Genomic DNA, 26,631 nt, shown 5'->3' on the forward strand with positions numbered 1-26,631 from the left:
GAGGGCGAAAATCGCCCGAGCGGGGAAAGACCCCACGGGCAACAGTGTCGCACAGGTTGCCCCGGCGCGGCGGGCGCCGGGCGGTGCGTTCCGGTCAACTTACCACCGTGCCCGGCGCCCTGCCATGGGTTGATGGGCTCTTTCGTGAGCTTTTACGTATTTGAAATTATTTGAAATCGACGGTCATCTGTTCGGCGATGGTGCTGCCCTTGCTGGTGGCCGCGCACAGCCCGGCGTAGGTGTTGAAGCGGGGCGGGGGCGGCATGCCTTCGCCGCGCAGGCGGCTGGCGTCGAACAGCAGGCCCAGCTCGGCGAAGTCGCCGTAGGTGCGGATGGCCCGCAGCATGATGCGCTTGTTGCAGGGGCCGAAGTAATCCTGGAAGCGGGGCGACATGGCCGCCAGGGCGTCGAAGGGCAGGCGCCGGTAGTGGTCGTGGCGCGGCCGGCCGGTGGCCTCGGCGATGGCGGCGTCGATCTCGCGGAACGAGCTGGCGCAGTCGGTACCGGCGGACAGGTGGTACAGGTCGTGGGCCAGTTCGGGCTTGCGGGCGAGCAGCAGCAGGGCGTCGGCGCAGTAGTCCACCGGGATCACGTCGATCTTCTCGTCGAAGTCGCAGGTGAAGCAGCCCATGGCCAGGGCCATGCGGAATACCCAGAAGATGCTGCCGGAGGCCTTGCAGCCCAGGCGGCTGTGGCCGACCACGATGGAGGGCCGGGCCACCACCAGGGGCAGGCCGGGAATGGCGCGCAGGCGGCGTTCCGCCTCGATCTTGCTTTCGGTGTATTCCACCAGGTGGCTGATGTCCTGGCCCGGGTCCACCGCTTCGTGGACCGGCGTGGTGGCCTCGGGGCCGCAGACCATGGCGGTGCCCACGTGCACGAAGCGTTGCAGCTTGGCGCGGCGGTGCAGCAGGGTGGCGAAATTTTCCGTGCCTTCGACGTTGGTGGCCCAGATGAGCGGGTTCTTGCCGAAGGAGGCGATGGCCGCGCAGTTGATCACGTGGGTGACCTTGGCGAGGCGCTCGTCGTTGATGTAGTCGTCCACATTGCCCAGGTCGCCGCAGATCACCTGGGACAGGGAGAAGCGCCACAGCAGGCGCTCGGGCACCTCGAAGCGGCGCAGGACGGCGGTGAGCCGGGCGAGGCCTTCCTCGGGAGTGGCGGCGCGGACGAGAAACAGGGTGTTGTCCCACTGGTCGCCCTCGATCAGCCGCGCCATGATGGCGCCGCCGAGGAAGCCGGTGGCGCCGGTCAGGAGCAGGGTGGCGGGCTGGGCGGACTGGGGAGTGGTGGTCATGTGCGGCTGGGCCATTGGCAAAAAAGAAAAGCGTGGATACACCACGCCGACGATCAAGGCGGAGCATTCTCCCCGGTCTCGCTGACTGGGATATGACAAGCCCCAAAATGGTGCATGGGTGATTGGCGATGCAAACGGCATCCGGCGACGGCCCGGGGCGGGCTTGGGTACTTTTGGTACTATTCGCATCGGGCCGCCGCCGCGTCCGGCGCGGCAACAACAACGACAAGCGGGCCGGCGCCTCCGGCGGCCGCGCCGCGAATCCTCACATTCGGAGTTTGGGCATCATGAGTACGAACAAAGACCGGCTGGTGATCTTCGACACCACCTTGCGCGACGGCGAGCAGAGCCCTGGCGCTTCCATGACCAAGGACGAGAAGCTGCGGGTGGCCCGCCAGCTGGAGCGCATGCGCGTGGACGTGATCGAGGCCGGCTTCGCCGCCGCCTCCCCGGGCGATTTCGACGCCATCCACAGCATCGCCGAGGCCATCAAGGATTCCACCGTCTGTTCCCTGGCCCGGGCCAACGAGAACGACATCCGCCGTGCCGGCGAGGCGATCAAGCCCGCCCAGCGCGGCCGCATCCATACCTTTATCGCCACCAGCCCGATCCATATGGAGAAGAAGCTGCGCATGACCCCGGACCAGGTGGTCGAGCAGGCGGTCAAGGCGGTGGGCTGGGCGCGCCAGCATACCGACGACGTGGAGTTTTCCGCCGAGGACGCCGGCCGGTCCGAGCTGGACTTTCTCTGCCGCATCTTCGAAGAGGTGATCAAGGCCGGCGCCAAGACCATCAACGTGCCCGACACCGTCGGCTACAACCTGCCCAGCCAGTTCGCCGAGACCCTGCGCCAGGTGATCGCCCGGGTGCCCAACTCGGACAAGGTGGTGTGGTCGGTGCACTGCCACAACGACCTGGGTCTGGCCGTGGCCAACTCCCTGGCTGCCGTCCAGGCCGGCGCCCGTCAGGTGGAATGCACCATCAACGGTCTGGGCGAGCGGGCCGGCAACGCTTCCCTCGAAGAGGTGGTGATGGCGGTGCGTACCCGGGGCGACATCTTCCCGGTGGAGACCCGCATCGACACCACCCAGATCGTGCCAGCCTCCAAGCTGATCTCCCAGATCACCGGCTACCCGGTGCAGCCGAACAAGGCCATCGTCGGCGCCAACGCCTTCGCCCACGAATCGGGCATCCACCAGGACGGCGTGCTCAAGCACCGCGAGACCTACGAGATCATGCGCGCCGAGGACGTGGGCTGGACCCAGAACAAGCTGGTGCTGGGCAAGCACTCTGGCCGCAACGCCTTCAAGACCCGGCTGACCGAGCTGGGCATCGTCTTCGACTCCGACGAGGCCCTCAATTCGGCCTTCGCCCGCTTCAAGGAACTGGCCGACAAGAAGCACGAGATTTTCGACGAAGACCTGCAAGCCCTGGTGTCCGACGAGGTGGTGTCCGCCGAGAGCGAGCACTACAAGCTGGTCTATTCCCACGTCTGCTCCGAAACCGGCGAGACTCCGGAATGCAGCCTGACCCTGTCCGTGGGCGGCGCCGAGCGCAAGGCCCAGGCCACGGGCAGCGGCCCGGTGGATGCGGCCTTCTCGGCCATCGAGCAGATCGCCGCGAGCGGTTCCGAGCTGCTGCTGTACTCGGTGAACGCCATCACCACCGGCACCGACGCCCAGGGCGAAGTGACCGTGCGCCTGTCCAAGGGCGGCCGCATCGTCAATGGCCAGGGCGCCGACACCGACATCGTCATCGCCTCGGCCAAGGCCTACCTGAACGCCCTGAACAAGCTGGAATCCTGTCCTGGCAAGGTGAACCCCCAGGGCGACATCTAAGCGTCAAAACGCCGCGCTTGCCGGCGCCGGTCCGTGCTGCTCCGCCTGTCTGCCCGGTCGGTTCCGGAAACGAAAACGCCGCATCCTCGGATGCGGCGTTTTCGTTGCGGCAGAGTTGCGCCGGGCGTCGTTCCGGTTGTGCTTATCGGCTTTTGCTCGAAGCCGGTCCGGCGCCTGCGGTCCGCAGCATAGCAGGCAGTTACTTGAAAAAAATTAATACGTCCGGGTGGGCAAAAAGCCAAAGTCCGCGCCAGTCGCCGAGTTTGACGAGGCGGCCTTCGGGATACATGAAAAAAATTAATATATTGCCGCCCCGGGCGCTTCTACCTTATTTGCCCTGGGCTTTGCCCGATGCCTTCACCGGGCGGGTCAGCCGGGCGTAGGCCACGGCGCCGCCGAAGTACAGGCAGGCGAGCGCCACCTCGCACCAGGCGAAGGCCCGGGAGGCCGGGCTCTGGTCGCTGGTGGCGCGCACCAGGCCTTCCATCAGGTAGAGCAGGGCGAGCAGGGAACTCCACTGGTAGGTGTAGCGCGTGCCGCGCAGGATGCCGAACACGGCGAAGAGGAGGGGCGCGATCTTGAGCACCATCCACGAGCCCCCCGGGTGGATCGGCGCGCCGGCCATCTCCCAGTAGAGGCCGAGAAAGATCAGGCCGATCAGGCCCACGCTGGCGGCCAGGCTGGAGAGCCGCACCGATGCTTGTTGTTGAGGAGTCATGCCTTGAGAGCCAATAGGGATGCGGTGTTTGCCAGGCGCTGGCCCAGGATGAAGGCCAGGCGCGCCTCGTCGGGGTGGAGGGTGGGGTCGCCGCCGCTGCCGGCGACGTGGCTGGCGCCGTAGGGGGTGCCGCCGGCCGGGGTGGCGGACAGTTCCGGGGCGCTGTAGGGCAGGCCGAGCAGCAGCATGCCGTGGTGGAAGAGGGGCAGCATCATCGACAGCAGGGTCGTCTCCTGGCCGCCGTGCTGGCTGCCGGTGGAGGTGAACACCGCCGCCGGCTTGCCTTCCAGGTGGCCCTGGGTCCAGGCCGGGATGGTGCCGTCCCAGAAATACTTCATCGGCGCGGCCATGTTGCCGAAGCGGGTCGGGCTGCCCAGGGCCAGGCCAACGCATTCGGCCAGGTCGGCGGGCTCCACGTAGGGCGGGCCGTCGTCGGGAATGGCCGGGGCGCTGGCTTCGCTCACCGGCGAGACCTTGGGCACGGTGCGCAGCCGGGCGCTCATGCCCGGCACCGATTCGATGCCGCGGGCCACCTGGCGGGCCAGGGCGGCCACCGAGCCGCGGTGGCTGTAATAGAGGACGAGGATGTCGGCCATGGCGAAGGAGGGCGTCGTCTGGTCGGAAGGACGGGAAAAAAGGGGAGGGGCGCCGGCGTGGCGTTTCTGGCCGCCAGAGGCGTGGGCCAAGGATGTGGCTAGGCCGCCCATGACGCCGGCAATGCTGGGGAGTGCGTGGGATTCGCGCGGAGCCCGGTTGGTGTGCCGACTGGCGCCACCGGCCGGCCTCCCCGGGCAATCCGCTATTATAGCGGCCCCATGGCCCGTTCCCGTTTGCACCGTTCCCCTGCCGCCCGTCGCGGCTCTGTCGGCGGCCCGTCCAACCCGTTGCGCTTCGCCGCCCGGGTGGCGCGCCGCTACCGGCAGGAGCACTTCGCCCAGCTGTCTGCCAGCCTGGCCTACACCACCCTGCTGTCCCTGGTGCCCCTGGTGACCATCGCCCTGGTGGTGGTGTCGTCCCTACCCTTTTATTCGACCCTGATGGTCGACGTGCAGAAGGTGCTGTTCGCCAACCTGCTGCCGGACAAGGCCGGGGTGGTGGTGACCAAGTACGCCCTGCTGTTTTCCCAGAAGGCCACCAAGCTCACCCTGGTGGGCCTGGGCTTCCTGCTGCTCACCACCCTGCTGCTGGCGGTGAGCATCGAGCGGGCCTTCAACCACGTTTGGCAGGTCGCCCAGGGGCGCACCCTGGCGGGCCGGGCCAAGCTGTTCGGGGCCATGCTCATCCTGGGGCCGGCGGCCCTGGCGCTGGGTTTCGGCGTGGTCACCTTCGCCCTGTCCCTGTCCCTGGGCTGGTTCAGCGAGGGGCGCTGGCTGCGCCAGTGGCTCTTCAACCTGCTGGCCTGGGCGGCGCCGGTGGGCATGTTCTTCCTGCTCTACTGGCGGGTGCCCAACGCCCCGGTGCGCTGGGGCGACGCCTTGGTGGGGGCGGTGGCCTCCACCGCCGGGCTGGCGCTGTTGCAACGCCTGTTCGCCTGGTACCTGGCCTCGTTTCCGTCCTACACCCTGATCTACGGCGCCTTCGCTGCCGTGCCGATCTTTCTGCTCTGGCTCTACCTGACCTGGAACGTGGTGCTGGTGGGCGCCCTGGTGGCGGCCACCCGGGGCGGCGTGGGGGAGGCGGGGTAGGGTAATCCGGCGGGCTTTCGCCCTGGGGAAGCCTTCAGGGATGTCGGTGCGGGTATGGTGAGCGCCGGTGAGGATTGGCGCCTTCAGTGCGCTGCGGTCATCGTCGCCAGTTGCAGTAGGCAGACGCTGGCGGTGCTCTCAAGGCGCGACGTGGGCTGGGCCTCCAGGGTTTCGGCGGTGGCGCCGTCCCGGCTTTCGATGGTCACGGCCAACCTGGGGGTGTCCTCGTCCACCGTGCCGACGGGGACGATCAGGGCCGGGGCGGGGCGCACTCCGGGCATGCCGGGCAGGAACAGGGCCGGGGTTTCCCCCGCGGGGCCCTGGGCCGGGTCGCCGACCCGGGCGGCCTGGGCCCGGGGGGCGGCGAGCTGGAGCCCCAGTTCCAGATGCTCCGGATTTTCCGAGATCACCCAGCGCACCAGGGCGACGTGCCATTGGGGCGACTTTTCCCCCTGGATCGCCACCACTTCGCCGGGCCGCACCGGGTCGGTGGGGTCGGACAAGTGCATGGCGGCATAGCCGTCGGGGCTTTCGTTGGTCACCATCCAGCGCGAAAAGCGGGTTTCGTCATCCTCGGGCAGGCGGCCGGCCAGGAGCGCCCAGACCGCCGGCAGGCCGATGCACAGGCGCGCCCGGTAGTTCTGGCGGCGGCGGGGGAAGCGGCGCTTGGCCGGTTTTCCCCACAGGCCGGCCAGCTTGTCCAGGGTCGGTTGGTGTTGTTGCAGCAGGGCAACGCCGTGGGCGGCCGGCAGGCCCAGGCGCTCCGCCTGGCCGCTCGCGGCCAGCTGGACCAGGCGCCGGGCAGCCCGGTCGCCGGCTACCCAGCGGGCCGGTGTGTCCGGTGGGGGCGGGCGGCGCGCCAGGGCTACCGGCGGGATGTCGCGGCCGGGTTCGATCCAGAACAGCCCCCGGTGTCCGCCGTCCGGGCCGGGTAGGAATTCCAGCTCCTCGGCCAGAGCTGCACCGATGCGCCGGGCCAGGGCGTAGGCCCCGGCGCCCAGGGCGCCGGCCGGCACCAGTCCGAGCAAAAGGGCGTGGGCGTATTCGAGGCGGGCGCTGCGCTCGCCCCGGGACGGGCTGCCGTCGGCCAGGCCCTCGCGCTCGGCGGCGGCAAAAGTGCCGTGCAGGCCGGACCAGGCATCGGGATGGGGCGGGGTGCCGGCGAGCCCGGCGATTTCCAGGTGCAGGCGGCGCAGCAGCAGGGTGCGGTGGCGGATCTGGGCCCGCTGCGGCGCCAGTTGGCCGGCGGTGCCGGGACTGGCCAGCAGGGCGTCGAAATCGTCCGCCAGGGCGGCGCTGAGGTCGAGCAGGGCCCGGGTCAGGCCACGCAGCTTGCGCGGCAGGGGCAGGGGCTGGTCGCTCAGTTGGGACTGGGCGCCGTTGATGGCCACCATGGTCCGGGCGGCCAGCCGGTTGAGCGCTTGCAGGCGCTCCTGGCCTGTGAGCGCCAAGGGGCGGAGGGCGGCACGTTGCTGGTCGAGGGCCGCCAGATCCGCCGTGGCGTCGGGCAGTGGAGGCAGGCTCAGCCACTCCAGGATGGCGGCGAGGCGCGAAGCGTCGGCGGTTGGATCGGGCATGGGCGGCGGAGCGGGTAGGGGATGTGCCGGAGTGTCGGGAGGGCTTCCGTACCGGCCGCCCGGGTGGGTGTTCGTCGACGTGTTGATTGCTATGTGTGCGGGCGCGGGGCGCGTGCGAGCAGCATAGCGCAAAACGTCCCGGGGCGGCGTGGCGGGGCGCCAGGGCTTCTGGGGCGGGCGGGACGGCAAAAAAAGTCCCGCCGGTCTTGTTTAAGTCCCCGATCTTGTTATAATTTCCGGCTTTTTCCACAATCCTTAACCGGGAAGAACAACGATGGTTGTGATTCGTCTCGCCCGCGGTGGCGCGAAAAAACGTCCTTTCTACACTCTGGTGGTGGCTGATTCCCGTAATCGCCGCGACGGCCGCTTCATTGAGCGCATCGGCTTCTACAACCCCGTGGCTGCCGAGTCCGAGGAAGGCCTGCGCATCGCCATGGACCGTCTGCAATACTGGACCGGCACCGGCGCCCAGCTGTCCCCGACCGTGGCCCGTCTGGCCAAGCAGTACGCTGCCAAAGTCGCTGCCTGAGCCACGCTCGGGGAGTGAGTTTGCCGGATTCGCCCCGTCCCGTAGCCATGGCTGACGCTGCTGCCTCTCACGAGCAAGCGGCTCCGGTCATCGTGCTTGGGCGGATCACGGACGCCTACGGCGTTCGTGGCTGGGTGCGGGTCCATCCCTTCGGCGACGATCCGCTGGAGTGGGGCAAGATGCTCCACTGGTGGGTCGGCTCCGAGGACACCGGCTGGAAGGCATTGCCCCTGGCCGGGTGCAAGTGGCACGGCGACGGTCTGGTGGCTCAATTCACCGGCGTGTCCGACCGGAGCGGTGCCGAAGCGCTCAAAGGCGCCTACATCGGCGCGCCCCGGTCCGAGATGCCCCGGCCCGAGCCGGACGCCTACTACTGGGGCGACCTGATCGGCCTGCCGGTGGAAACCTTGCAGGGCGACGCCCTCGGCACGGTCTACGGCCTGCTGGAAACCGGCGCCAACGATGTGCTGCAAGTCCGCGAGGACGCGGCGGCCCCCGGCGAGAAGAAGCCCCGGGAGCATCTGCTGCCCTTCGTCGAGCAGGTGGTCCGCGAGGTGATCTTGCCGAAGAACGGCGCCCCCGGGGTGATCCGGGTGGACTGGCAGCGGGACTGGTAAACGCGGTGACGCAGCCGGAGCAGGTTTTGCAGGCGCAGCAGCCGGTGTCTGCCCTGGCCTTCGACGTGGTGACCATTTTTCCGGAAATGTTCGCCGCCGTCGGACAATATGGTGTCACCCGCCGCGGCTTGGAAGAGGGCCGCTGGACGCTGAACTGCTGGAACCCGCGCGACTTCACGTCGGATAACTACCGGCGGGTGGACGACCGGCCCTTCGGCGGCGGTCCCGGCATGGTGATGCAGCCGGCGCCCCTGGCGGCAGCGATTGAGGCGGCCAAGGCGCGGCAACGCGCGGCCGGTGCGGCGCGCAGCCGGGTGATCTACCTGTCGCCGCAAGGCGCGCCCCTGACCCACGAGCGGGTCATGGCGCTGAAGGACGAACCCGGGCTGGTGCTGCTGTGCGGGCGCTACGAAGGGGTCGACGAGCGGCTGATCCAGCGCTGCGTCGATGAAGAGATTTCGCTCGGGGATTTCGTCCTTTCAGGGGGCGAGATTCCGGCGATGGCGTTGATTGACGCCGTCGTGCGGCAATTGCCGGGGGTGCTGAACGATGCCGCTTCCGCCGTGGAGGACTCGTTCGTCACGGGGCTGCTCGACTGCCCCCACTACACCCGCCCCGAGGTGTACGAAGGAATGCCGGTGCCGGCCGTGTTACTGTCCGGCAACCACAAGGAAATTCGCCGCTGGCGCCTGAAAATGGCGTTGGCGCGGACCCGGGAACGCCGCCCGGAGCTTCTCGCGAAGCTGAAGGCAAGTCGGCCGTTTACGGCCGAAGAAGCGCATCTGCTCGCGGAAATCGAGCGGGAGGCCGCCCAGGCGGAATCCCCTTCGACCTGAAACGAGCAGCTCTGCGGTCGACATAAACGGGTCGTATCACAGCAGCCTTCCCGTCCAACAAGGAGTTCGACATGAACCTGATCCAGCAACTGGAACAAGAAGAAATCGCCCGCCTGGGCAAGACCCTTCCCGACTACGCCCCCGGCGACACCGTCGTCGTCCAGGTCAAGGTCAAGGAAGGCAACCGCGAGCGTCTGCAGGCCTACGAAGGCGTGGTGATCGCCAAGCGCAACCGCGGCCTCAACTCCTCCGTCATCGTGCGCAAGATCTCCTCCGGCGAAGGCGTGGAGCGGACCTTCCAGGTCTACTCCCCCCTGGTGGCTTCGATCGAAGTGAAGCGCCGCGGCGACGTGCGCCGCGCCAAGCTGTACTACCTGCGCGAGCGTTCCGGCAAGTCCGCCCGGATCAAGGAAAAGCTCGAGCGTCGCCAGGGCTGATGCCCTGCTGCCGGCAGTCCGCCGTTCTGCGGCGGGTTGCCGGTGGCAACGACGCAACGGGGCGCCCGGTTTTCCGGGCGCCCCGTTTTTTTTGTCCTTATTTGTCCTTTTGTCCGGTGGGCGGCAGCACCGGGGTAGGAGGAACGAAAAAGCCCGGCACTCAGGCCGGGCTTTTTTGCGGTCGTGCCGGTCGCGCGGCGCCGGCACGGTGAGGCCGTTTCAGCCCTGGCGCTTATCGCGCTCGATCAGGGCGTAGGCCGAGTGGTTGTGGATCGACTCGAAGTTCTCCGATTCGGCCACGTAGGCCACCACGCGGGGTTCGGCGTTGAGGCGGGCGGCCACGTCGCGGACCATGTCCTCGACGAACTTCGGGTTGTCGTAGGCGCGCTCGGTGACGAACTTCTCGTCCGGGCGCTTCAACAGACCGTACAGCTCGCAGGAGGCTTCGTCCTCCACCAGGCGCACTAGTTCCTCGATCCACAGGTGGCCGTCGAGCTCGGCGGTGATGGTGACGTGGGAACGCTGGTTGTGGGCGCCGTAGTCGGAAATCTTCTTCGAGCAGGGGCACAGGCTGGTCACCGGCACCACCACCCTGAGGGAGAAGGTGACCTGGTTGTTGCGGATGTCGCCGATGAAGGTCACGTCGTAGTCCATCAGGCTCTGCACGCCGGAAACCGGCGCCGTCTTGTTGATGAAGTACGGGAAATTCATCTCGATGTGGCCGGTTTCGGCCTCCAGGCGGAGCACCATGTCGCTGAGCATGGCGGGGAATGATTCCACCGAGATTTCGCGTTCGCGGGAGTTGAGAATCTCCACGAAGCGGGACATGTGGGTGCCCTTGAAGTTGTGCGGCAGGCCCACGTACATGTTGAAGTTGGCCACGGTGTGCTGCACGTCGCCGCTGCGGTCGCTGATCTTGACCGGGTGGCGGATCGACTTGATGCCGACCTTGTTGATCGCCAGTTGGCGGGTGTCCGCACTGGCCTGGACGTCGGGGATGGCGAGGTGTTGGGGGGTAGCAGTCATTGTTTTACCTAACGGCTCGGTTAGGGGTTAGGGGAGGCTAACATGAGCCAGTTTAAATACCTAAGCAAAATACTCAACTATTGCCGCCATGGGGGCTGACTATCGGCGGCTATTGGCACCTGTCGGCCGGAGAACCGCGCCAGGGCTAGTTTCCCCGCACGGCGGCAATGATTCCGGCGGCGTCCAGGCCGACTTCGGCCAGCAGTTGGACCTGGTCGCCGTGGTCGACGAAGCGGTCGGGCAGGCCGAGGCGGATCAGGCGGGGCGTGAGGCCGCGCTCTTCGAGCACCCGGGCCACTTCGCTGCCGGCACCGCCGATGGCGGCGTTCTCCTCGATCACCACCAGGGTGCCGTGGCTGCGTGCCAGCTGCTCCACCAGGTCGGCGTCGAGGGGCTTGATGAAGCGCATGTTGGCCACCGTGGCGTCCAGGGCCTCGGCGGCCTTGAGGGCCGGCGCCACCATGCTGCCGAAGGCCAGCAGGGCCACGTCGTTGCCCTCGCGGCGGATTTCGCCCTTGCCCAGGGGCAGGGGGTCCAGGCTGGCACCCGGGGCCACGCCCAGGCCGCTGCCGCGGGGGTAGCGCACCGCCGCCGGGCCGGGGTAGCGGTAGGCGGTGGACAGTAGGGCGCGGCACTCGGCCTCGTCGGCCGGAGCCATCACCACCATGTTGGGGATGCAGGCCAGGAACGACAGGTCGAAGGCGCCGTGGTGGGTTGCCCCGTCGGCGCCGACCAGGCCGCCCCGGTCGATGGCGAAGGTCACGTCCAGATTTTGCAGCGCCACGTCGTGGACCAGCTGGTCGTAGGCGCGTTGCAGGAAGGTGGAATAGATCGCCACCACCGGCTTGAGGCCCTCGCAGGCCAGGCCGGCGGCGAAGGTGACGGCGTGCTGCTCGGCGATGCCCACGTCGAAGTAGCGCTTGGGGAACTGCTCGGCGAACTTGACCAGGCCGGAGCCCTCGCGCATGGCCGGGGTGATGCCCATCAGCTTGTCGTCGGCGGCGGCCATGTCGCACAGCCAGTCGCCGAAGATGGCGGTATAGGTCGGCTTGCCGCCGCTTTTGCCGCCCTGGATGCCGTTCTCGGTGTCGAACTTGGAGACGCCGTGGTACAGCACCGGGTCGGCCTCGGCCAGCTTGTAGCCCTGGCCCTTCTTGGTCACCACGTGGAGGAAGATCGGCCCGGTGAGGCTCTTCAGGTTCTCCAGGGTGGGGATCAGGGCGTCCAGGTCGTGGCCGTCGATGGGGCCGAAGTAGGTGAAGCCGAATTCCTCGAACAGGGTGCCCGGGTTGATCATGCCCTTCATGTGCTCCTCGGCGCGTCGCGCCAGTTCGAGGAGCGGCGGGGCCACGCCGAGGACCTTCTCGGCGCCGCGCCGGGCAGCGTTGTAGGTGCGGCCGGAGAGCAGGCGCACCAGGTATTTGTTGAGCGCCCCCACCGGCGGCGAGATGGACATCTCGTTGTCGTTGAGGATGACCAGCAGGTTGGCGTCCGAGACCCCGGCGTTGTTGAGGGCCTCGAAGGCCTGGCCGGCGCTCATGGCGCCGTCGCCGATGATTGCCACGGTACGCCGCTCCTCGCCCTTGAGCTTGGCCGCCAGGGCCATGCCCAGGGCGGCGGAGATCGAGGTGGAGGAGTGGCCGACGCCGAAGGTGTCGTACTCGCTCTCGCAGCGCTTGGGAAAGCCCGACAGGCCGTGGTACTGGCGCAGGGTGGCCATGCGCTCGCGGCGGCCGGTGAGGATCTTGTGCGGGTAGGTCTGGTGGCCCACGTCCCACACCAGTCGGTCTTCGGGCGTGTTGAAGACGGTGTGCAGGGCGATGGTCAGTTCCACCGTGCCCAGGTTGGACGACAGGTGGCCGCCGGTGTGCGAGACCGAATCGAGGATGTAGGCGCGCAGTTCGTCAGCCAGGGCCTTGAGCTGTTTGCGGTCGAGCCGGCGCAGATCGGCGGGCTGGTCGATGGTGGCGAGAAGGGGGGAGGTCATGACCGCGGGGCTGCTGCGTGGGAGGTTGGGTGGCGTGTGCTGCCCGCCTCAATAGCGACGGTTGGTGATGAATCCGGTCAGCTGGCGTAGCCGTTCGGCCCGGGGACCGAACGGTTCGAGGGCCGCCAGGGCGTCGCGCTGCAGGGATTCGGCCAAGTCCTGGGCGGCGGTGAGGCCGAGCAGGCTGACGTAGGTGGGCTTGTCGGCGGCGGCGTCCTTGCCGGCGGTCTTGCCCAGGGTGGCGGTGCTGGCGGTGCAGTCGAGAATGTCGTCCACCACCTGGAAGAGCAGGCCGGCGCGCTTGGCGAAGTGGTCGAGGCGCTCCCGTTCGGCGGCGGGCAGGGGCGAGCCGGCCAGGGCGCCGAGCAGCACGGCGGCGCGTATCAGGGCGCCGGTCTTCAGCACGTGCATCAACTCCAGCTCGGGCTGGGTGAGGGGCTTGCCCACCGAGGCCAGGTCGATGGCCTGGCCGCCGGCCATGCCCTGGGAGCCCGAGGCATGGGCGAGCAGGGCGACCATCTCCAGTTGCACCGCCGGGGTGGCGATGGACTCCCGGGCAAGCAGCTCGAAGGCCAGGGTCTGCAGGGCGTCGCCCACCAGCAGGGCGGTGGGCTCGTCGTATTCGACGTGGCAGGTGGGACGGCCGCGGCGCAGCACGTCGTCGTCCATGCACGGCAGGTCGTCGTGCACCAGGGAATAGGCGTGGATCATCTCCACGGCACAGGCCGCCACCTCGACCGCCGCAGGGGCGGCGCCGCTCACGTCGCCAGCGGCGAAGGCGAGCAGGGGGCGCACCCGCTTGCCGCCGCCCAGGGCGGCGTAGCGCATGGCGTCATGGAGCCGGGCGGGCGTCTGGTCGGCGCCGGGCAGCAGGCGGGCCAGGGCGCGCTCGGTGCGCGCCTGGGCGGCTGCCATCCAGTCGGGGAAGGGAGTGCAGGGAGCGTTGGCGTCGTGCAGCGGGGCGGTCATGCCGCGCCTCCGGGGGCGGGCAGGTCGCGCAGGGCGCCGGCTTCGAGCACCTGGATGCGCTGTTCCGCCTCGGCCAGCTGGCCCTGGCAGAGCTTGAGCAGCTCCATGCCGCGGCGATAGGCTTCGAGGGAGGCTTCGAGCGGCAGCTGGCCGCCTTCCATGCCCTGAACCAGGCGTTCCAGCTCGGCCAGGGCGTCCTCGAAGGTGGGCGCGCCGGAGGCGGAAGGCGCCGTGTCGCCGGCCGCTGGCGAGGCTTTCCGGGTGTGGGTGCCGGGTTGATCCATATCAATGGGACAGGGGAAACCGGGAAACGTACCGTAAAAAAAGGCTTTTGGTCAAATTGGAACCCGGCTAAAATCCCGCCTCCCTGTTGTTTTAACAGAATTTTTCGGTGTTTCTTCTTGTTTCCGCCTAGGGCTCTGAATCCGGAGGTCCGGCTATGACCGACATCGCTACCCGCGCACAACTTGCCCCGGCCGTTTCCCAACTGCCGGTGGATTGGTATTTCGACGAGAAGCTTTTCGAACTGGAGAAAAAGCTCATCTTCGATGCCGGTCCCGGGTACGTCGGCCATCAACTGATGGTGCCGGAAGCCGGCAACTACCGTTCCCTGGAATGGGCCGACCACGGCCGCATGCTGGTCAACAACGCCGACCAGGGCACCTGGCTGATGTCCAACATCTGCCGCCATCGCCAGGCGATCATGCTGCAAGGTTCGGGCACCCTCGATTCGACCATCGTCTGCCCGATCCACCGTTGGACCTACGACCGCCAGGGCGAATTGATCGGTGCGCCGCACTTTCCCGAAAACCCCTGCCTGAACCTGAACAAGGTGCGGTTGCAGAACTGGAACGGGCTGCTTTTCCAGGGCTCTCGCGACGTGGGCGCCGACCTGGCGGGCATGAAGGTGGCCGGTGAGTTCGACTTTTCCGGCTACAAGCTCGACCGGGTCGAATTGCACGAGTGCAACTACAACTGGAAGACCTTCATCGAGGTGTATCTGGAGGACTACCACGTGGTCCCCTACCACCCGGGCCTGGGCAACTTCGTCACCTGCGACGACCTGACCTGGCAGTTCGGCGACTGGTACTCGGTGCAGAAGGTGGGCATCACCTCCCTGCTCAAGGAAGGCTCTCCGGTGTACGGCCGCTGGCAGAAGGCGGTGCGCGACTTCTACGCCGGCCGGGGCGAAACCCCGCGCCAGGGCGCGGTGTGGCTGACCTACTTCCCCAACATCATGGTGGAGTGGTACCCCCACGTGCTGGTGGTGTCCCAGCTGATTCCCCAGGACGTGAACAAGACCCTCAACGTGGTGGAGTTCTACTACCCGGAGGAGATCGTCGATTTCGAGCGTGAGTTCATCGAGGCCGAGCAGGCCGCCTACATGGAAACCGCCATCGAGGATGATGACATCGGCGAGCGCATGGACCGGGGCCGCTACGCCCTGATGAAGGAAGGGCGCAACGAAGTCGGCCCCTACCAGAGCCCGATGGAGGACGGCATGCAGCACTTCCACGAGTTCTACCGCCAGCTGATCGTTCCCCACCTGTAAGAGGCGCGGCGTGGCGGCGGCGGTTCGCCGCTTCCGCCCCTTCGCGTTCTTGCCCCCCGGGGCGCCGATGTTCCGGCCGCGCACTGCGATGGCCGTACAATCCGGCGCCCCGTTTCATTTTTGGAGCCCCACCCGTGCAATCCCTGTGGATGTTGGCCGCCAGCCTGCTGTTCGCCTGCATGGGCGTGTGCGTCAAGCTCGCCAGCAGCGCCCACAGCGCTGCCGAGATCGTCTTCTGGCGCTCCCTGCTGTCGTTTCTCTTCATCTACGCCTACGCCCGCAGCCGGGGGCTGCCCCTGACCACGCCCCACTGGCGTTTCCAGTTGCAACGGGGCGTCTCGGGGCTGCTGTCGCTAATGCTCTACTTCTACGGCATCGTGATGCTGCCCCTGGCCACCGCCGTCACCCTCAACTACACCTCGCCCCTGTTCCTCGCCCTGTTCCTGGTGGTGCTGGCCGGACACCGCCCGCCCCTGATGCTGTGGGTGTCCCTGGGGCTGGGGTTCGTCGGCGTGATCTTGCTGCTGCACCCGGTGTTCTCCGGCGAGCACTGGCTGGCCGGCAGCCTGGCCCTGGGCTCCGGCGTGCTGGCCGGGCTGGCCTACTACAACGTCAAGGAACTGGGCGCCCTGGGGGAATCGGAGTGGCGCACCGTGCTGTACTTCTCCGGCCTGTCCACCGTCGGCGCCGCCCTGTGGCTGGTGCTGAGTGGCGAAGGGTTCGGCGCCTTCGCCCTGCGGGACGGCATCGCCACCCTGGAGCTGCTTGGCGTCGGCGGCTTCGCTACCCTGGCCCAACTGGCCATGACCCGGGCCTACAAGCGGGGCCGGACCTTCCTGTCGGCCAGCCTGGCCTACTCCACCGTGGTATTCGCCAGCCTGTTCGGCGCGCTGCTGTGGGGCGAGCGCATCGGCCCGGATGGCTGGCTGGCGATGGCGCTGATCGCCGCCAGCGGGTTGTTGGCAAGCCACTACAGCCGGGCCCCCAGCCGGGGCGGAAAACCCGCCTGAGCGGTGGAGAACAAGTCCCCGCGCCGGTGTTAGACTGAATCAACCCAATCACAACAAGCGGAGGACTCCATGATCGTCACCGACCACCAGAACGGGCGGGTCAGCGTCAACGTCTACGGTGAATTCACCCTGGCCGACTACCGGGAGCTGGAGGAGCTGGTCGATTACAAGGCGAAGTTCGAAGGGCCGATGGACCTGCTGCTCAACCTGGAAGAGATGGGCGGCTTCACCGTGGACGTGGCCTGGGAAGAACTGAAGTTCGCCCGCCAGCACGCCACCGACTTCCGCCGCATCGCCGTGGTGTCCAACAACCAGTGGGTGGCTTGGAGCGCCTGGCTTAACCGCAGCTTTGTCGAGGCCGAGATCGCCGTGTTCGACAGCGCGAAAGACGCCGAAGCCTGGCTCTCCGCCGTCGACGAGGTCTGAGCGTGGCGCTGCCGGTAGCCCCCCTGGTTTCGGTCGCCGACCTGGCGTCTCATCTGGGCGATGCGGCCTGGGTGGCGGTGGATTGCCGCCACGACCTGGCCAAGCCGGATGCCGGCGAGGCCGCCTACGCTGCCGGCCATCTGCCCGGCGCGGTGTTCGCCCACCTGGACCGGGATTTGTCGGGCCCGATGACCGGCCGCAACGGCCGCCATCCCTTGCCCGATGCCGCGACCCTGGCGGCCCGTCTGGGCCGCCTCGGCATTGGCCCGGACACCATGGTGGTGGCCTACGACGACGGCCCCGGCATGTTCGCCGCCCGCCTGTGGTGGCTGCTGCGCTGGCTCGGCCATGAGCGAGTTGCGGTGCTCGACGGCGGCCTGGCGGCCTGGAAGGCGGCGGGCTATCCCCTGGAAACGGCCTGTCCGCAGCCGGCCGCCAAGGTGCTGCCGTGGAAAGCGGCGCTGGACGTGGTTTCCGCCGGGGAGGTGCTGGAAAACATCGAGCGGCGCGGCTTCCAGCTGGTCGATGCCCGGGCGCCGGACCGTTTCCGCGGCGAGAACGAGACCCTGGACCCGGTGGGCGGCCACATCCCCGGGGCGGTGAACCGCTTCTTCCGCGACAATCTGGGGCCGGACGGGCGCTTCAAGCCGCCCGTCCAGTTGCGGGACGAATGGCTGGCCCTGCTCGGCGCTCGCTCGCCTGGGGCCGTGGTGCACCAGTGCGGTTCCGGCGTCACCGCCTGCCACAACCTGCTGGCGATGGAAGTGGCGGGGCTGCCCGGCTCGCGCCTTTATGCCGGTTCCTGGAGCGAATGGGTTGGCGATCCGGCCCGTCCGGTGGCTCGCTGACGATAACCTGACGACATAAAAGTTGATGTTTTGCCGTCAACCGTGGAATATGGCTGTGCGTTGATAACGCTAACCGGCGCGGCGCCGCGCCGGTCCTAAATTTTTTCGCTTGTAAAAAGGATCCGCCATGAAATTCGCCACCATGCTCCTCGCTGCCCTGTTCGCCTCCGCCGCCATCGCGGCCGACGCGCCTGCTCCCGCGGCGGCTCCGGATGCGGCCCCCAAGGCCGAGGCTGCCAAGCCCGCCAAGCATCACGCGAAGAAGAAGGCCAAGAAGGCGCATAAGGCTCACAAGGCCGCCGCCGCTCCCGCTGCTGGCGCCGAAGCTCCGGCCAAGTAAGCCGCTGCCGGTAGGGCCGGGGGGTGGCAGCGCCCCGGACCGCCAAGAAAAAGGGCGATTCCTTCGGGAATCGCCCTTTTTCTTGGATTTGCCGTTGATTGGGAATTGGAGAGGGCGGGGGGCTACGCGTCAGCGGCCGTGGCGGGCCAAGGCCCAGGCCACATGTTCCCGTACCAGATCGGACGGATGGTCGCGCCGGCTTTCCAGGGCTGCTACCACCGCCGGGCTGGTCGGTGCGTTGCCCAGGGCCACGGCGATGTTGCGCAGCCAGCGTTCCCAGCCGATGCGCCGGATCGGGCTGCCGGCCAGGCGCTGCTCGAATTCCTCGGTGCTCCAGGCGAACAGGTCGGCCAGGGCGGCGCCGTCCAGGCCGTTGCGCGGGGCGAAGTCCGGGTCGCCGGCGTGGGCGAAGCGGTTCCATGGACAGGCCAGCTGGCAATCGTCGCAGCCGTAGATGCGGTTGCCCATCAGGGGGCGCAGCTCGGCGGGGATGGGGCCGTGCAACTCGATGGTCAGGTAGGAGATGCAGCGCCGCGCATCCAGTTGGTAAGGGGCGGTGATCGCCCCGGTCGGGCAGGCCGGCAGGCAGCGCTGGCAATCACCGCAGTGGCCGCCGCTGTCCGGGTCGGGCTCAATGGGCAGAGGCAGGTCGGTGAGGATTTCGCCGAGGAAGTGGTAGGAGCCTTGCCGGGTCAGCAACAGGGTGTGCTTGCCGCGCCAGCCCAGGCCGCTCTTGCTCGCCAGCTCCACCTCCATCACCGGCGCCGAGTCGGAAAACACCCGGTAGCCGTGGGGGCCAGCAGCGGCGCCGATGCGGTCGGCCAGCTTCTGCAGCCGGTTGCGCACCACCTTGTGGTAATCCCGCCCCAGGGCGTAGCGCGACAGATAGGCCGTTTCCGGCGAGGTGAGCGCCTGCTCCGCCGGAACGGTGCCGCGCCCCTCGCCCTCGGGCCAGTAGGGCAGCCGCACCGATACCACCGTCAGGGCGCCGGGCACCAGGGCCGCCGGGTCGGCGCGCAGGTCCGCATGGCGCGCCATATAATCCATCTCCCCGTGGCGGCCGGCGGCCAGCCAGGCCGTCAGCTTTTCCCGAGCGGCGGGGGAAATCTCGGCCCGGCCGATGTGGGCCGTGGCAAAACCCAGTTCCTGCGCCCAGGCGCGAATCTGCCCGGGCAGCGCCGTCAGGGCGGCCTGCCGCGCGGCGTCATCCATGTGATCCAGATCCGACGAAGGAAAGTGTTGCCCGTGCATAGCCAAGAGTTTAGCGAGTCCCCACTTACCCTGCACCTCGCCCGGGAAGCGGATACCGAGCGCCTCGGCCAGGCGTTGGCGGGCGCCCTGGCGCCGGGGCTGGTGATCCACCTGGAAGGGGACCTGGGGGCGGGCAAGACCACCCTGACCCGGGCCTTGCTGCGGGCCCTCGGCCATGCCGGCCCGGTGAAAAGCCCTACCTACGCACTGGTTGAAGTTTATAAACTTTTGAATTTATACTTGTATCACTTTGATTTTTATCGCTTCGAACACCCGGAAGAGTTTGTCGATGCGGGGTTGGCCGAATATTTCCGCGACGACAGCGTCTGTGTCGTCGAGTGGCCGGACAAGGCGGCGGGCGTGGCGCCCGCCCCCGACCTGCGCATCGGCCTGCGCCATGAGGGCGCCGGGCGCCGGGCGGAGTTCGTCCCTGCTAGCCAGAAGGGGGCCCTATGTCTGACTCGACTCGATCCCACACTGATCTCCCCCCTCCGGGCGAAGTGACCGCTTCCCCGGCGCGCCGCCGCGTCATCGCCGGCGGCGCCTCCCTGCTGCTGCTCTGCTCGCCCTGGGTGCGTGCCGCCGCCCGCTCCGGCCCGCCGTCGATCCTGGCGGTACGGGTCTGGCCCGCGGCCGACTACACCCGGGTGACCCTGGAGCACGACGCCCCCCTCAAGTATTCCTACTTCGCCGTGAAGAATCCGGATCGGCTGGTGGTGGACATCGAGGGCATCGAACTCAACGCCGTGCTCAAGAGCCTGGCCAACAAGATCGGCGCCGACGACCCGTACATCAAGCTGCTGCGCGCAGGCAACTACAAGCCCGGCGTGGTGCGCCTGGTGATGGACCTGAAGACCGAGGTGGCGCCCCAGGTGTTCGCCCTCAAGCCCGTGGGCGAGTACGGCCACCGGCTGGTGCTCGACATCTACCCGGCGGTGCCGGCGGACCCGTTGATGTCCCTGCTCGACAAGCGCGAAGTCCAGGGCGACCCGATGCAGGCTGCCGCCCGGGGCGACGCGCCGACGGCCCCGGAACCGGCGCCGGCACAAACCCAGGCCCAGGTTCGCGGCGAACCGCGCCGGCCCGTCGAGGCCGCACCCGAGAATCCGCCTCCCCAGCAGCAGGTGGCCCGGGAAGCGCCGCGCAAGGGCGGCAAGCCCATCGTGGACCGCCTGGTGACCGTCACCCTCGACCCCGGCCACGGCGGCGAGGACCCGGGGGCGGTGGGGCAGCGCGGCAGCCAGGAAAAGGTGGTGACCCTGGCCATCGCCCGGCGCCTCAAGGCCAAGCTCGACGCTGAGCCCAACATGCGCGCCGTGCTCACCCGGGATTCCGACTTCTTTGTCCCTCTCGGCACCCGGGTGCAGAAGGCCCGGCGGCTTCAGGCCGACCTGTTCGTGTCGATCCACGCCGACGCCTGGGTCAAACCGGACGCCCGGGGCTCGTCGGTGTTCGTTCTCTCGGAGCGGGGCGCCTCCAGCGCCGCCGCCCGCTACCTGGCGCAGAAGGAAAACGACGCCGACCTGGTGGGCGGGGTGAACTTCGGGGTCAAGGACGCGCATCTGGCCCAGACCCTGCTCGACCTGTCCCAGACCGCCACCAACAACGACAGCCTGAAGCTGGCCAAGGCCGTGCTCAAGGAGATGGGCGGCATCAACACCCTGCACAAGGCCGGGGTGGAGCAGGCCGGCTTCGCCGTGCTGAAGGCCCCGGACATTCCTTCGATCCTGGTGGAGACCGCTTTCATCTCCAACCCGGAAGAAGAACGTCGCCTGGTGGACGAGGGCTACCAGGACCAGGTGGCCGAGGCCATCCTGCGCGGCATCAAGGCCTACTTTTCGAAGAATCCGCCCCTGGCCAAGTCCAAGCTGGCCCGGCTGGACTGAGTCTGAGGGGCTGCGCCGCCTGGTGCGGCGCGATCCCGGGCGCCGCCCCAGGGGCGGCGCTTTCCTTTACAATTCAAGGTTTTTTGCGGCGCGATCCGGTATTCGGCGGTTGTAGTCTGTAGCCTAGGCAAACCTTGCCTGGCCAGCCGGCGCACCGCTGACGGGCCGTTCGGCACCGAAACCTTTCCTTCGCCCTGATTCCTCGTCCATGCTGGTCCTGCGCGGTCTTTCCTGTCCTTCGCCCACGGCAACGGTGCTCACCATCGGCAACTTCGACGGCGTGCACCGGGGCCATCGCGCCCTGCTGGCGCGCCTGCGCGATGCAGCGGACCAGGCCGGGCTGCCGGCGGCGGTGCTCACCTTCGAGCCCCATCCTCGGGAATTCTTTTCCCCCGATTCGGCCCCGGCGCGCCTGTCGACCCTGCGCGAAAAGTTGGAGCTGCTCGCCGATGCCGGAGTGGACGTGGTGGCGGTGTACCGCTTCGACGCCCCCTTTGCCGCCCTCAGCGCCGACCAGTTCATCGAAAAGGTGCTGGTCGAGGGCCTGAAGGCCCGTCACCTGCTGATCGGCGACGATTTCCGCTTCGGCACCAAGCGCGGCGGCGACTTCGCCCTGCTGCAACGGGCCGGCGCCACCTGGGGTTTCGGTGTCGAGGCCATGGGCAGCGTGGTGGAAGGGGGCGAGCGGGTTTCCAGCTCCGCCGTGCGTGCAGCACTGGCCGGGGGCGACATGGACCACGCGGCGCGCCTGTTGAGCCGCCCCTATTCGATCGACGGCCGGGTGGTGCGGGGCCAGCAGTTGGGTCGCCAGCTCGGCTTTCCCACTGCCAACATCCGCATCAAGCACGACCCCCTGCCGCTTTGCGGTGTCTTCGCCGTGGAAGTGGCCGGCCTGGGCGCCCCCGGCCAGCCGCCCATCGCCGGGGTCGCCAACCTGGGCGTGCGTCCCACGGTGGACGGTACCCGCCGGCCGCTGCTGGAAGTGCACCTGTTCGATTTTTCCGGCGACATCTACGGCCGCCACCTGTCGGTGCGCTTCGTCAAGAAGCTGCGCGACGAGATGCGCTTTGCCGGCCTGGACGCCCTCAAGGCCCAGATCGCCCAGGATGCCCTGGACGCCCGCGCCTTCTTCGCCGTCCGGTCTCCGCGCTGATCCGGCCGGCCCCTGCCGCATTCACCTGTTTTGCCGATCCTCAGATTCTCAGATCCCTCGACTCCGCCATGGCTGACTACAAAGACACGCTGAATCTCCCCGACACCCCGTTCCCGATGCGCGGCGACCTGCCCAAGCGGGAGCCGCAATGGGTCAAGCAGTGGCAAGAGAAGAAGCTCTATCAGAAGATCCGCGAGATCTGCGCCGGCCGGCCCAAGTTCATCCTGCACGACGGCCCTCCCTACGCCAACGGCAACCTGCACCTGGGCCACGCCCTGAACAAGATCCTCAAGGACATCATCGTCCGCTCCAAGACCTTGGCTGGCTTCGATGCGCCCTACGTGCCGGGCTGGGACTGCCACGGCCTGCCCATCGAGCACAAGATCGAGGTCACCCACGGCAAGAACCTGCCCGCCGACAAGGTGCGGGAACTGTGCCGCGCCTATGCCGCCGAGCAGGTGGACGTGCAGAAGCAGGAATTCATCCGCCTGGGCGTGCTGGGGGATTGGGACAATCCCTACCTGACCATGAACTTCGCCAACGAGGCCGGCGAGATTCGCGCCCTGGCCGAGATGGTCAAGCAGGGCTACGTCTTCAAGGGCCTGAAGCCGGTGAACTGGTGCTTCGACTGCGGCTCCGCCCTGGCTGAGGCCGAGGTGGAATACGCCGACAAGAAGTCCCCCTCCATCGACGTGGCCTTCCCGGTCAGCGAGGCCGATGCCCCCAAGCTGGCTGCCGCCTTTGGCCTCACTGCCCTGCCCAAGCCCGCCTATGCGGTGATCTGGACCACCACCCCGTGGACCATCCCCGCCAACCAGGCGCTTAACGTCCACCCCGAGCACGAATACGCCCTGGTGGATGCGGGTGACCGCCTGCTGGTGCTTGCCAAGGAGCTGGTGGCCGACTGCCTGAAGCGCTACGGCCGCGACGGTACGGTACTGGCGACGACCCAGGGCAAGGCCCTGGAGCGCCTGGAATTCCGCCACCCCTTCTACGACCGGGTTTCCGTCGTTTATCTGGCCGACTACGTGGGCCTGGATGCGGGCACCGGCATCGTGCACTGCGCCCCCGCCCATGGCGTGGACGACTTCAACGCCTGGCGCCATTACGGCCGCGGCAACGACGAGATCATCTCCATCGTCAAGGGCGACGGCGTCTATGTGGACGACCTGCCCTTCTTTGGCGGCCTCTCCATCTGGAAGGCCAACCAGGCCATCTGCGACAAGCTCACTGAAGTGGGCAACCTGCTCTCCCACGGCAATGTGGTGCACAGCTACATGCACTGCTGGCGCCACAAGACCCCGGTGATCTACCGGGCCACCGCCCAGTGGTTCGTCGGCATGGACCGCCTGCCCACGGACGGCAAGTCCCTGCGCGAAAAGGCCCTGGCCGGTGTCGAGGCCACTGCCTTCTATCCTGCCTGGGGAAAGCCCCGCCTGCAGTCCATGATCGCCAACCGGCCCGATTGGTGCATCTCCCGCCAGCGCAACTGGGGTGTGCCCATTCCCTTCTTCCTGCACAAGGAGACGGGAGAACTGCATCCGCGTACGGTGGAGCTGATGGAAGCCGTGGCCCAGCGGGTGGAACAGGAAGGCATCGAAGCCTGGTTCAAGCTGGATGCTGCCGAGCTGCTGGGCGCCGAAGCCGCCCAGTACGACAAGATCAGCGACACCCTGGACGTCTGGTTCGATTCCGGTACCACCCATTGGCACGTACTGCGCGGCTCCCATCCCATCGGCCATGCCAGCGGTCCCTGTGCCGACCTTTACCTGGAAGGCTCGGACCAGCACCGGGGCTGGTTCCATTCCTCCCTGCTCACCGGCGCCGCCATCGACGGGCACCCGCCCTACAAGGCCCTGCTCACCCACGGTTTCACGGTGGACCAGCAGGGACGCAAGATGAGCAAGTCCCTGGGCAACACCATCCTGCCCCAGGAAGTCTCCGACAAGATGGGCGCCGACATCCTGCGCCTGTGGGTCGCCGCCACGGACTATTCCGGCGAGCTGGCCATGTCCAAGGAGATCCTGGCCCGGGTGGTCGAGTCCTACCGCCGCATCCGCAACACGGTACGCTTCCTGCTCGCCAACACCGCCGACTTCGACATCGCCACCAATGGCGTGGCTCCCGAGCAGCTGTTCGAGATCGACCGCTACGCCCTGGCGTTCACCGCCCAGTTGCAAGCGCTGTGCGAGGCCGAGTACGCAGGTTACGAGTTCCACAAGGTGGTCCAGGCCCTGCAGACCTTCTGCTCCGAGGACCTGGGCGCCTTCTACCTGGACGTGCTCAAGGACCGGCTGTACACCACCGGCGCCGATTCCCTGGCCCGCCGCTCGGCCCAGACCGCCCTGTGGCACATCCTCCAGGCCCTGACCCGGCTGATGGCGCCGATCCTGTCGTTCACCGCCGAGGAAATCTGGGCGGTGGTGAGCGGCAAGCCCGACGACTCGGTGATGTTCACCACCTGGCACCCGCTGCCCGTGGGCGGCGATAGTGAGGCCCTGCTGGCCAAATGGGCGGCCCTGCGCGAGGTGCGCGGCGAGGTGATGAAGGAGCTGGAAGCCCTGCGCGTGGCCGGTTCCATCGGCTCGTCCTTGCAGGCCGAGGTGGAAATCCACTGCGATGGCGAGAAGTACGCGCGCCTGGCTTCCCTCGGCGACGACCTGAAATTCGTCCTCATTTGCTCCAAGGCCACGGTGGTGAAGTCGACTGAAGACAAGCTGGTGGCCACTCCGAGCGGCCACGGCAAGTGCGAGCGCTGCTGGCACGTGCGCGAGGACGTGGGCGCCAACACCGAGCACCCGACCCTGTGCGGCCGCTGCGTCGAAAACCTCTACGGTGCCGGCGAAGCCCGGACCCATGCCTGAGCTGGGCACGGCACGATGAGCGACGCGACGACGGCCCGTCCCGGCGATGCCGCCCCGGCAGCGGTCTGGCTGAAATGGCTGCTGCTGGCCGTGGCGGTGATCCTCTTCGACCAGGCCAGCAAGCTGTGGGTGCTGGACGTATTCACCCTGGGCGAATCCCGGCCGGTGACCGAGTTCTTCAACCTGGTGCTGGTGTACAACCGGGGAGCGGCGTTCAGCTTCTTGGCCTCCGCCGGCGGCTGGCAGCGCTGGTTCTTCGTCGTCCTGGCGGCGGCCGTGTCCCTGTGGATGGGCGCCATGCTGCGCCGCCACGCCGGCCAGCCCGGCCATCGGCCGCTGTGCATCGGGCTCAACCTGGTGATCGGGGGGGCCATCGGCAACGTCATCGACCGCTTCGCTTACGGGGCGGTGGTGGATTTTCTCGACGTGCACGCCTTCGGCTGGCACTGGCCGGCCTTCAATCTGGCCGACTCGGCCATCTGCCTGGGCGTGGCCCTGCTGGCCTGGCACGAGCTGCGCCACGGCGGCGGCAAACAGGGGCCGGGAGAAAACGCGGCGGAACGCGGTCAAACCTGACCCTCGTTTCCGTTTGCCCCGATCTGCCATGAGCGATTCCCGTCCTGCCTACCTGCGTATTCCCCCCGGCCAGCGCCAGGTCCACGACTTTCCCGTTCTCGACCTGGGCATCCGCCCCGGGCTGACCCACGACGACTGGCGCTTGCGCCTGTTCGGCGAGGTGGAGCGGGAAGTGGTGCTCGATTGGCCCCAGTTGCTGGCCCTGCCGCAAACCCGGGTGGTGATCGACTTTCACTGCGTCACCACCTGGACCCGGCTCGACATGCCCTGGGAGGGCGTGCTCGCCCGGGACGTGATCGCCCTGGCCCGGCCCACCCCGGCGGCGCGCCACGTGGTGCTGCACAGCGGTGACGGCTACACCACCAACCTGCCCCTGGCGGCCCTGCTCGACGACGACGTGCTGGTGGCCCATTCGGTGGAGGATGCGCCCCTGTCCGACGACCACGGCGGCCCGGTGCGCCTGCTGGTGCCCAAGCGCTACGGCTGGAAGAGCGCCAAGTGGCTGACCGGCATCGAATTCACCCGGGACGACCACCCCGGCTACTGGGAAGTGCGCGGCTACCATAACGAGGCCGACCCCTGGAAAGAGGAGCGCTACGGCGATTGAGCCGTCGCCGCACGTTCCGATCCGCTCATCCGATCCATCCGCAACCTGCGAACCGAACCGACCATGTCCGCTTCCTCCGCCACCGAACCGGTGGTCACCCCCTCCAGCTTCCTCACCCTGCACTACCGGGTGTCCACCGGCGACGGTACCGAGGTGATCAGCACCTTCGACATGAGCCCGGCCACCCTGCAAATGGGCGGCGGCCAACTGGCCCCGACCCTGGAGAACAAGCTCCTCGGTCTGCCCGCCGGTGCCCGTCAGACTTTCGAGCTGGCCCCGGGCGAAGCCTTCGGCGAGCACAACCCGCGGCTGGTCGAGCGCATCCTGCGCAGCGCCCTGCCAGATGGTCTGGAGCTCAAGGAGAATGCCGTGGTCGAGTTCGCCACCCCGGAAGGGGCCGAGTTCGCCGGCTTCGTGCGCGAGCTTACCGACAGCCACGCCCTGATCGACTTCAACCACCCCCTCGCCGGCAAGTCGGTGCGCTTCGACGTGCACCTGATCGGCGTGCTGTAAGCGGGGGCTGATCCCCGTGGGCTGAAACCCCGCGCCCCGTGGGCATCTCCACGGGGTATGCCCGGAGATGCCCGTCCCTATTGACTCTT

The 26,631-nt window shown here is 68.0% G+C and carries 27 protein-coding genes; 18 read left to right on the forward strand and 9 right to left on the reverse strand.

Annotation, left to right across the window (positions count from 1 at the left end; all coding sequences use genetic code 11):
- Window positions 1-166: 166 nt before the first annotated feature.
- Window positions 167-1,297: an SDR family oxidoreductase gene (locus LWW89_RS00785; RefSeq protein ID WP_293259646.1), complete on the reverse strand. Its 1,131-nt coding sequence runs from the start codon at window positions 1,295-1,297 to the stop codon at window positions 167-169.
- Between the two features lie 287 nt (window positions 1,298-1,584).
- Between LWW89_RS00785 and LWW89_RS00790 the strand changes: the two genes are divergently transcribed.
- The gene (locus LWW89_RS00790) at window positions 1,585-3,135 is read left to right on the forward strand and encodes a 2-isopropylmalate synthase (RefSeq protein ID WP_293259649.1); all 1,551 of its coding nucleotides are present in this window, start codon (window positions 1,585-1,587) and stop codon (window positions 3,133-3,135) included.
- Between the two features lie 328 nt (window positions 3,136-3,463).
- Here LWW89_RS00790 and LWW89_RS00795 read toward each other — a convergent pair whose 3' ends face one another.
- The gene (locus LWW89_RS00795) at window positions 3,464-3,853 is read right to left on the reverse strand and encodes a DUF2069 domain-containing protein (RefSeq protein WP_293259652.1); all 390 of its coding nucleotides are present in this window, start codon (window positions 3,851-3,853) and stop codon (window positions 3,464-3,466) included.
- Window positions 3,850-4,449 carry an NAD(P)H:quinone oxidoreductase gene (gene wrbA, locus LWW89_RS00800; RefSeq protein WP_293260306.1) on the reverse strand — a complete coding sequence of 200 codons (600 nt, stop codon included), beginning with the start codon at window positions 4,447-4,449 and terminating at the stop codon, window positions 3,850-3,852. The genes LWW89_RS00795 and wrbA overlap by 4 nt, the downstream gene beginning before the upstream one ends.
- Before the next feature lie 219 nt (window positions 4,450-4,668).
- On the opposite strand from wrbA, the gene LWW89_RS00805 reads away from it, so the two are divergent.
- Window positions 4,669-5,538: a YihY family inner membrane protein gene (locus LWW89_RS00805; RefSeq protein ID WP_293259655.1), complete on the forward strand. Its 870-nt coding sequence runs from the start codon at window positions 4,669-4,671 to the stop codon at window positions 5,536-5,538.
- Between the two features lie 83 nt (window positions 5,539-5,621).
- On the opposite strand, the gene LWW89_RS00810 is transcribed toward LWW89_RS00805, so the two are convergent.
- On the reverse strand, window positions 5,622-7,115 hold the full coding sequence (locus tag LWW89_RS00810; protein ID WP_293259658.1) for a hypothetical protein: 1,494 nt from the start codon (window positions 7,113-7,115) through the stop codon (window positions 5,622-5,624).
- Window positions 7,116-7,389: 274 nt separating this feature from the next.
- Here LWW89_RS00810 and rpsP point away from each other — a divergent pair, with 274 nt between their 5' ends.
- The 4 genes from rpsP to rplS all read left to right on the forward strand — a co-directional run bounded on the left by rpsP (window position 7,390) and on the right by rplS (window position 9,534).
- Complete coding sequence (gene rpsP, locus LWW89_RS00815; RefSeq protein WP_293259661.1) at window positions 7,390-7,644, forward strand: 30S ribosomal protein S16; 255 nt, start codon at window positions 7,390-7,392, stop codon at window positions 7,642-7,644.
- Window positions 7,645-7,691: 47 nt separating this feature from the next.
- A complete protein-coding gene (gene rimM / locus LWW89_RS00820; protein WP_293259664.1) occupies window positions 7,692-8,261 on the forward strand; it encodes a ribosome maturation factor RimM in 570 nt (189 codons plus the stop codon).
- A gap of 5 nt (window positions 8,262-8,266) precedes the next feature.
- Window positions 8,267-9,097, forward strand: a complete 831-nt coding sequence (gene trmD / locus LWW89_RS00825; protein WP_334156799.1) for a tRNA (guanosine(37)-N1)-methyltransferase TrmD — start codon at window positions 8,267-8,269, stop codon at window positions 9,095-9,097.
- A gap of 71 nt (window positions 9,098-9,168) precedes the next feature.
- The gene (rplS, locus tag LWW89_RS00830) at window positions 9,169-9,534 is read left to right on the forward strand and encodes a 50S ribosomal protein L19 (protein WP_293259667.1); all 366 of its coding nucleotides are present in this window, start codon (window positions 9,169-9,171) and stop codon (window positions 9,532-9,534) included.
- 219 nt (window positions 9,535-9,753) lie between these two features.
- On the opposite strand, the gene folE2 is transcribed toward rplS, so the two are convergent.
- The 4 genes from folE2 to LWW89_RS00850 all read right to left on the reverse strand — a co-directional run bounded on the left by folE2 (window position 9,754) and on the right by LWW89_RS00850 (window position 13,800).
- Window positions 9,754-10,560, reverse strand: coding sequence for a GTP cyclohydrolase FolE2 (folE2, locus tag LWW89_RS00835; protein WP_293259669.1), 807 nt, complete (start codon window positions 10,558-10,560; stop codon window positions 9,754-9,756).
- A gap of 145 nt (window positions 10,561-10,705) precedes the next feature.
- Complete coding sequence (dxs, locus tag LWW89_RS00840; protein ID WP_293259671.1) at window positions 10,706-12,547, reverse strand: 1-deoxy-D-xylulose-5-phosphate synthase; 1,842 nt, start codon at window positions 12,545-12,547, stop codon at window positions 10,706-10,708.
- Window positions 12,548-12,595: 48 nt separating this feature from the next.
- Entirely contained in the window at window positions 12,596-13,516 is a 921-nt protein-coding gene (locus tag LWW89_RS00845; RefSeq protein WP_293259674.1) for a polyprenyl synthetase family protein, read from the reverse strand.
- The gene (locus LWW89_RS00850; RefSeq protein ID WP_293259677.1) at window positions 13,513-13,800 is read right to left on the reverse strand and encodes an exodeoxyribonuclease VII small subunit; all 288 of its coding nucleotides are present in this window, start codon (window positions 13,798-13,800) and stop codon (window positions 13,513-13,515) included. The genes LWW89_RS00845 and LWW89_RS00850 overlap by 4 nt, the downstream gene beginning before the upstream one ends.
- Window positions 13,801-13,955: 155 nt before the next feature.
- Here LWW89_RS00850 and LWW89_RS00855 point away from each other — a divergent pair, with 155 nt between their 5' ends.
- From LWW89_RS00855 to LWW89_RS00875, 5 genes are all read left to right on the forward strand, one after another.
- A complete protein-coding gene (locus LWW89_RS00855; protein WP_293259680.1) occupies window positions 13,956-15,068 on the forward strand; it encodes an aromatic ring-hydroxylating dioxygenase subunit alpha in 1,113 nt (370 codons plus the stop codon).
- Between the two features lie 134 nt (window positions 15,069-15,202).
- On the forward strand, window positions 15,203-16,078 hold the full coding sequence (locus LWW89_RS00860) for a DMT family transporter (protein WP_293259682.1): 876 nt from the start codon (window positions 15,203-15,205) through the stop codon (window positions 16,076-16,078).
- 69 nt (window positions 16,079-16,147) lie between these two features.
- Window positions 16,148-16,504, forward strand: coding sequence for an STAS/SEC14 domain-containing protein (locus LWW89_RS00865; protein ID WP_293259685.1), 357 nt, complete (start codon window positions 16,148-16,150; stop codon window positions 16,502-16,504).
- 2 nt (window positions 16,505-16,506) lie between these two features.
- Window positions 16,507-17,352, forward strand: a complete 846-nt coding sequence (locus LWW89_RS00870; protein ID WP_293259688.1) for a sulfurtransferase — start codon at window positions 16,507-16,509, stop codon at window positions 17,350-17,352.
- Between the two features lie 127 nt (window positions 17,353-17,479).
- On the forward strand, window positions 17,480-17,692 hold the full coding sequence (locus LWW89_RS00875; RefSeq protein ID WP_293259691.1) for a hypothetical protein: 213 nt from the start codon (window positions 17,480-17,482) through the stop codon (window positions 17,690-17,692).
- 129 nt (window positions 17,693-17,821) lie between these two features.
- Here the strand turns inward: LWW89_RS00875 and queG are convergent, their stop codons facing one another.
- The gene (queG, locus tag LWW89_RS00880; RefSeq protein WP_293259694.1) at window positions 17,822-18,904 is read right to left on the reverse strand and encodes a tRNA epoxyqueuosine(34) reductase QueG; all 1,083 of its coding nucleotides are present in this window, start codon (window positions 18,902-18,904) and stop codon (window positions 17,822-17,824) included.
- Window positions 18,905-18,931: 27 nt separating this feature from the next.
- On the opposite strand from queG, the gene tsaE reads away from it, so the two are divergent.
- From tsaE to LWW89_RS00915, 7 genes are all read left to right on the forward strand, one after another.
- Window positions 18,932-19,447, forward strand: a complete 516-nt coding sequence (gene tsaE, locus LWW89_RS00885; protein ID WP_293260312.1) for a tRNA (adenosine(37)-N6)-threonylcarbamoyltransferase complex ATPase subunit type 1 TsaE — start codon at window positions 18,932-18,934, stop codon at window positions 19,445-19,447.
- Complete coding sequence (locus tag LWW89_RS00890; RefSeq protein WP_293259697.1) at window positions 19,444-20,829, forward strand: N-acetylmuramoyl-L-alanine amidase; 1,386 nt, start codon at window positions 19,444-19,446, stop codon at window positions 20,827-20,829. Before tsaE ends, LWW89_RS00890 begins: the two co-directional genes overlap by 4 nt.
- Window positions 20,830-21,037: 208 nt before the next feature.
- Window positions 21,038-21,982 (forward strand): bifunctional riboflavin kinase/FAD synthetase, encoded by a 945-nt coding sequence (locus tag LWW89_RS00895; protein WP_293259700.1) that lies wholly within the window; start codon window positions 21,038-21,040, stop codon window positions 21,980-21,982.
- A gap of 68 nt (window positions 21,983-22,050) precedes the next feature.
- Complete coding sequence (ileS, locus tag LWW89_RS00900) at window positions 22,051-24,846, forward strand: isoleucine--tRNA ligase (protein ID WP_293259703.1); 2,796 nt, start codon at window positions 22,051-22,053, stop codon at window positions 24,844-24,846.
- 15 nt (window positions 24,847-24,861) lie between these two features.
- Complete coding sequence (gene lspA, locus LWW89_RS00905) at window positions 24,862-25,422, forward strand: signal peptidase II (RefSeq protein WP_293259706.1); 561 nt, start codon at window positions 24,862-24,864, stop codon at window positions 25,420-25,422.
- A gap of 28 nt (window positions 25,423-25,450) precedes the next feature.
- Complete coding sequence (locus tag LWW89_RS00910; RefSeq protein ID WP_293259709.1) at window positions 25,451-26,029, forward strand: sulfite oxidase-like oxidoreductase; 579 nt, start codon at window positions 25,451-25,453, stop codon at window positions 26,027-26,029.
- A gap of 63 nt (window positions 26,030-26,092) precedes the next feature.
- A complete protein-coding gene (locus LWW89_RS00915; protein ID WP_293259711.1) occupies window positions 26,093-26,542 on the forward strand; it encodes an FKBP-type peptidyl-prolyl cis-trans isomerase in 450 nt (149 codons plus the stop codon).
- Window positions 26,543-26,631: the final 89 nt, after the last annotated feature.

Origin of the sequence: Oryzomicrobium sp., assembly GCF_021287045.1 — a bacterium.
Taxonomy (GTDB): domain Bacteria; phylum Pseudomonadota; class Gammaproteobacteria; order Burkholderiales; family Rhodocyclaceae; genus Oryzomicrobium.

Coding starts and splice junctions, on each gene's coding strand:
- LWW89_RS00785 (WP_293259646.1), bottom strand. CDS start 1,297: ATGACCACCACTCCCCAGTCCGCCCAGCCCGCCACCCTGCTCCTGACC.
- LWW89_RS00790 (WP_293259649.1), top strand. CDS start 1,585: ATGAGTACGAACAAAGACCGGCTGGTGATCTTCGACACCACCTTGCGC.
- LWW89_RS00795 (WP_293259652.1), bottom strand. CDS start 3,853: ATGACTCCTCAACAACAAGCATCGGTGCGGCTCTCCAGCCTGGCCGCC.
- wrbA (WP_293260306.1), bottom strand. CDS start 4,449: ATGGCCGACATCCTCGTCCTCTATTACAGCCACCGCGGCTCGGTGGCC.
- LWW89_RS00805 (WP_293259655.1), top strand. CDS start 4,669: ATGGCCCGTTCCCGTTTGCACCGTTCCCCTGCCGCCCGTCGCGGCTCT.
- LWW89_RS00810 (WP_293259658.1), bottom strand. CDS start 7,115: ATGCCCGATCCAACCGCCGACGCTTCGCGCCTCGCCGCCATCCTGGAG.
- rpsP (WP_293259661.1), top strand. CDS start 7,390: ATGGTTGTGATTCGTCTCGCCCGCGGTGGCGCGAAAAAACGTCCTTTC.
- rimM (WP_293259664.1), top strand. CDS start 7,692: ATGGCTGACGCTGCTGCCTCTCACGAGCAAGCGGCTCCGGTCATCGTG.
- rplS (WP_293259667.1), top strand. CDS start 9,169: ATGAACCTGATCCAGCAACTGGAACAAGAAGAAATCGCCCGCCTGGGC.
- folE2 (WP_293259669.1), bottom strand. CDS start 10,560: ATGACTGCTACCCCCCAACACCTCGCCATCCCCGACGTCCAGGCCAGT.
- dxs (WP_293259671.1), bottom strand. CDS start 12,547: ATGACCTCCCCCCTTCTCGCCACCATCGACCAGCCCGCCGATCTGCGC.
- LWW89_RS00845 (WP_293259674.1), bottom strand. CDS start 13,516: ATGACCGCCCCGCTGCACGACGCCAACGCTCCCTGCACTCCCTTCCCC.
- LWW89_RS00850 (WP_293259677.1), bottom strand. CDS start 13,800: ATGGATCAACCCGGCACCCACACCCGGAAAGCCTCGCCAGCGGCCGGC.
- LWW89_RS00855 (WP_293259680.1), top strand. CDS start 13,956: ATGACCGACATCGCTACCCGCGCACAACTTGCCCCGGCCGTTTCCCAA.
- LWW89_RS00865 (WP_293259685.1), top strand. CDS start 16,148: ATGATCGTCACCGACCACCAGAACGGGCGGGTCAGCGTCAACGTCTAC.
- LWW89_RS00875 (WP_293259691.1), top strand. CDS start 17,480: ATGAAATTCGCCACCATGCTCCTCGCTGCCCTGTTCGCCTCCGCCGCC.
- queG (WP_293259694.1), bottom strand. CDS start 18,904: ATGGATGACGCCGCGCGGCAGGCCGCCCTGACGGCGCTGCCCGGGCAG.
- LWW89_RS00895 (WP_293259700.1), top strand. CDS start 21,038: ATGCTGGTCCTGCGCGGTCTTTCCTGTCCTTCGCCCACGGCAACGGTG.
- ileS (WP_293259703.1), top strand. CDS start 22,051: ATGGCTGACTACAAAGACACGCTGAATCTCCCCGACACCCCGTTCCCG.
- lspA (WP_293259706.1), top strand. CDS start 24,862: ATGAGCGACGCGACGACGGCCCGTCCCGGCGATGCCGCCCCGGCAGCG.
- LWW89_RS00910 (WP_293259709.1), top strand. CDS start 25,451: ATGAGCGATTCCCGTCCTGCCTACCTGCGTATTCCCCCCGGCCAGCGC.
- LWW89_RS00915 (WP_293259711.1), top strand. CDS start 26,093: ATGTCCGCTTCCTCCGCCACCGAACCGGTGGTCACCCCCTCCAGCTTC.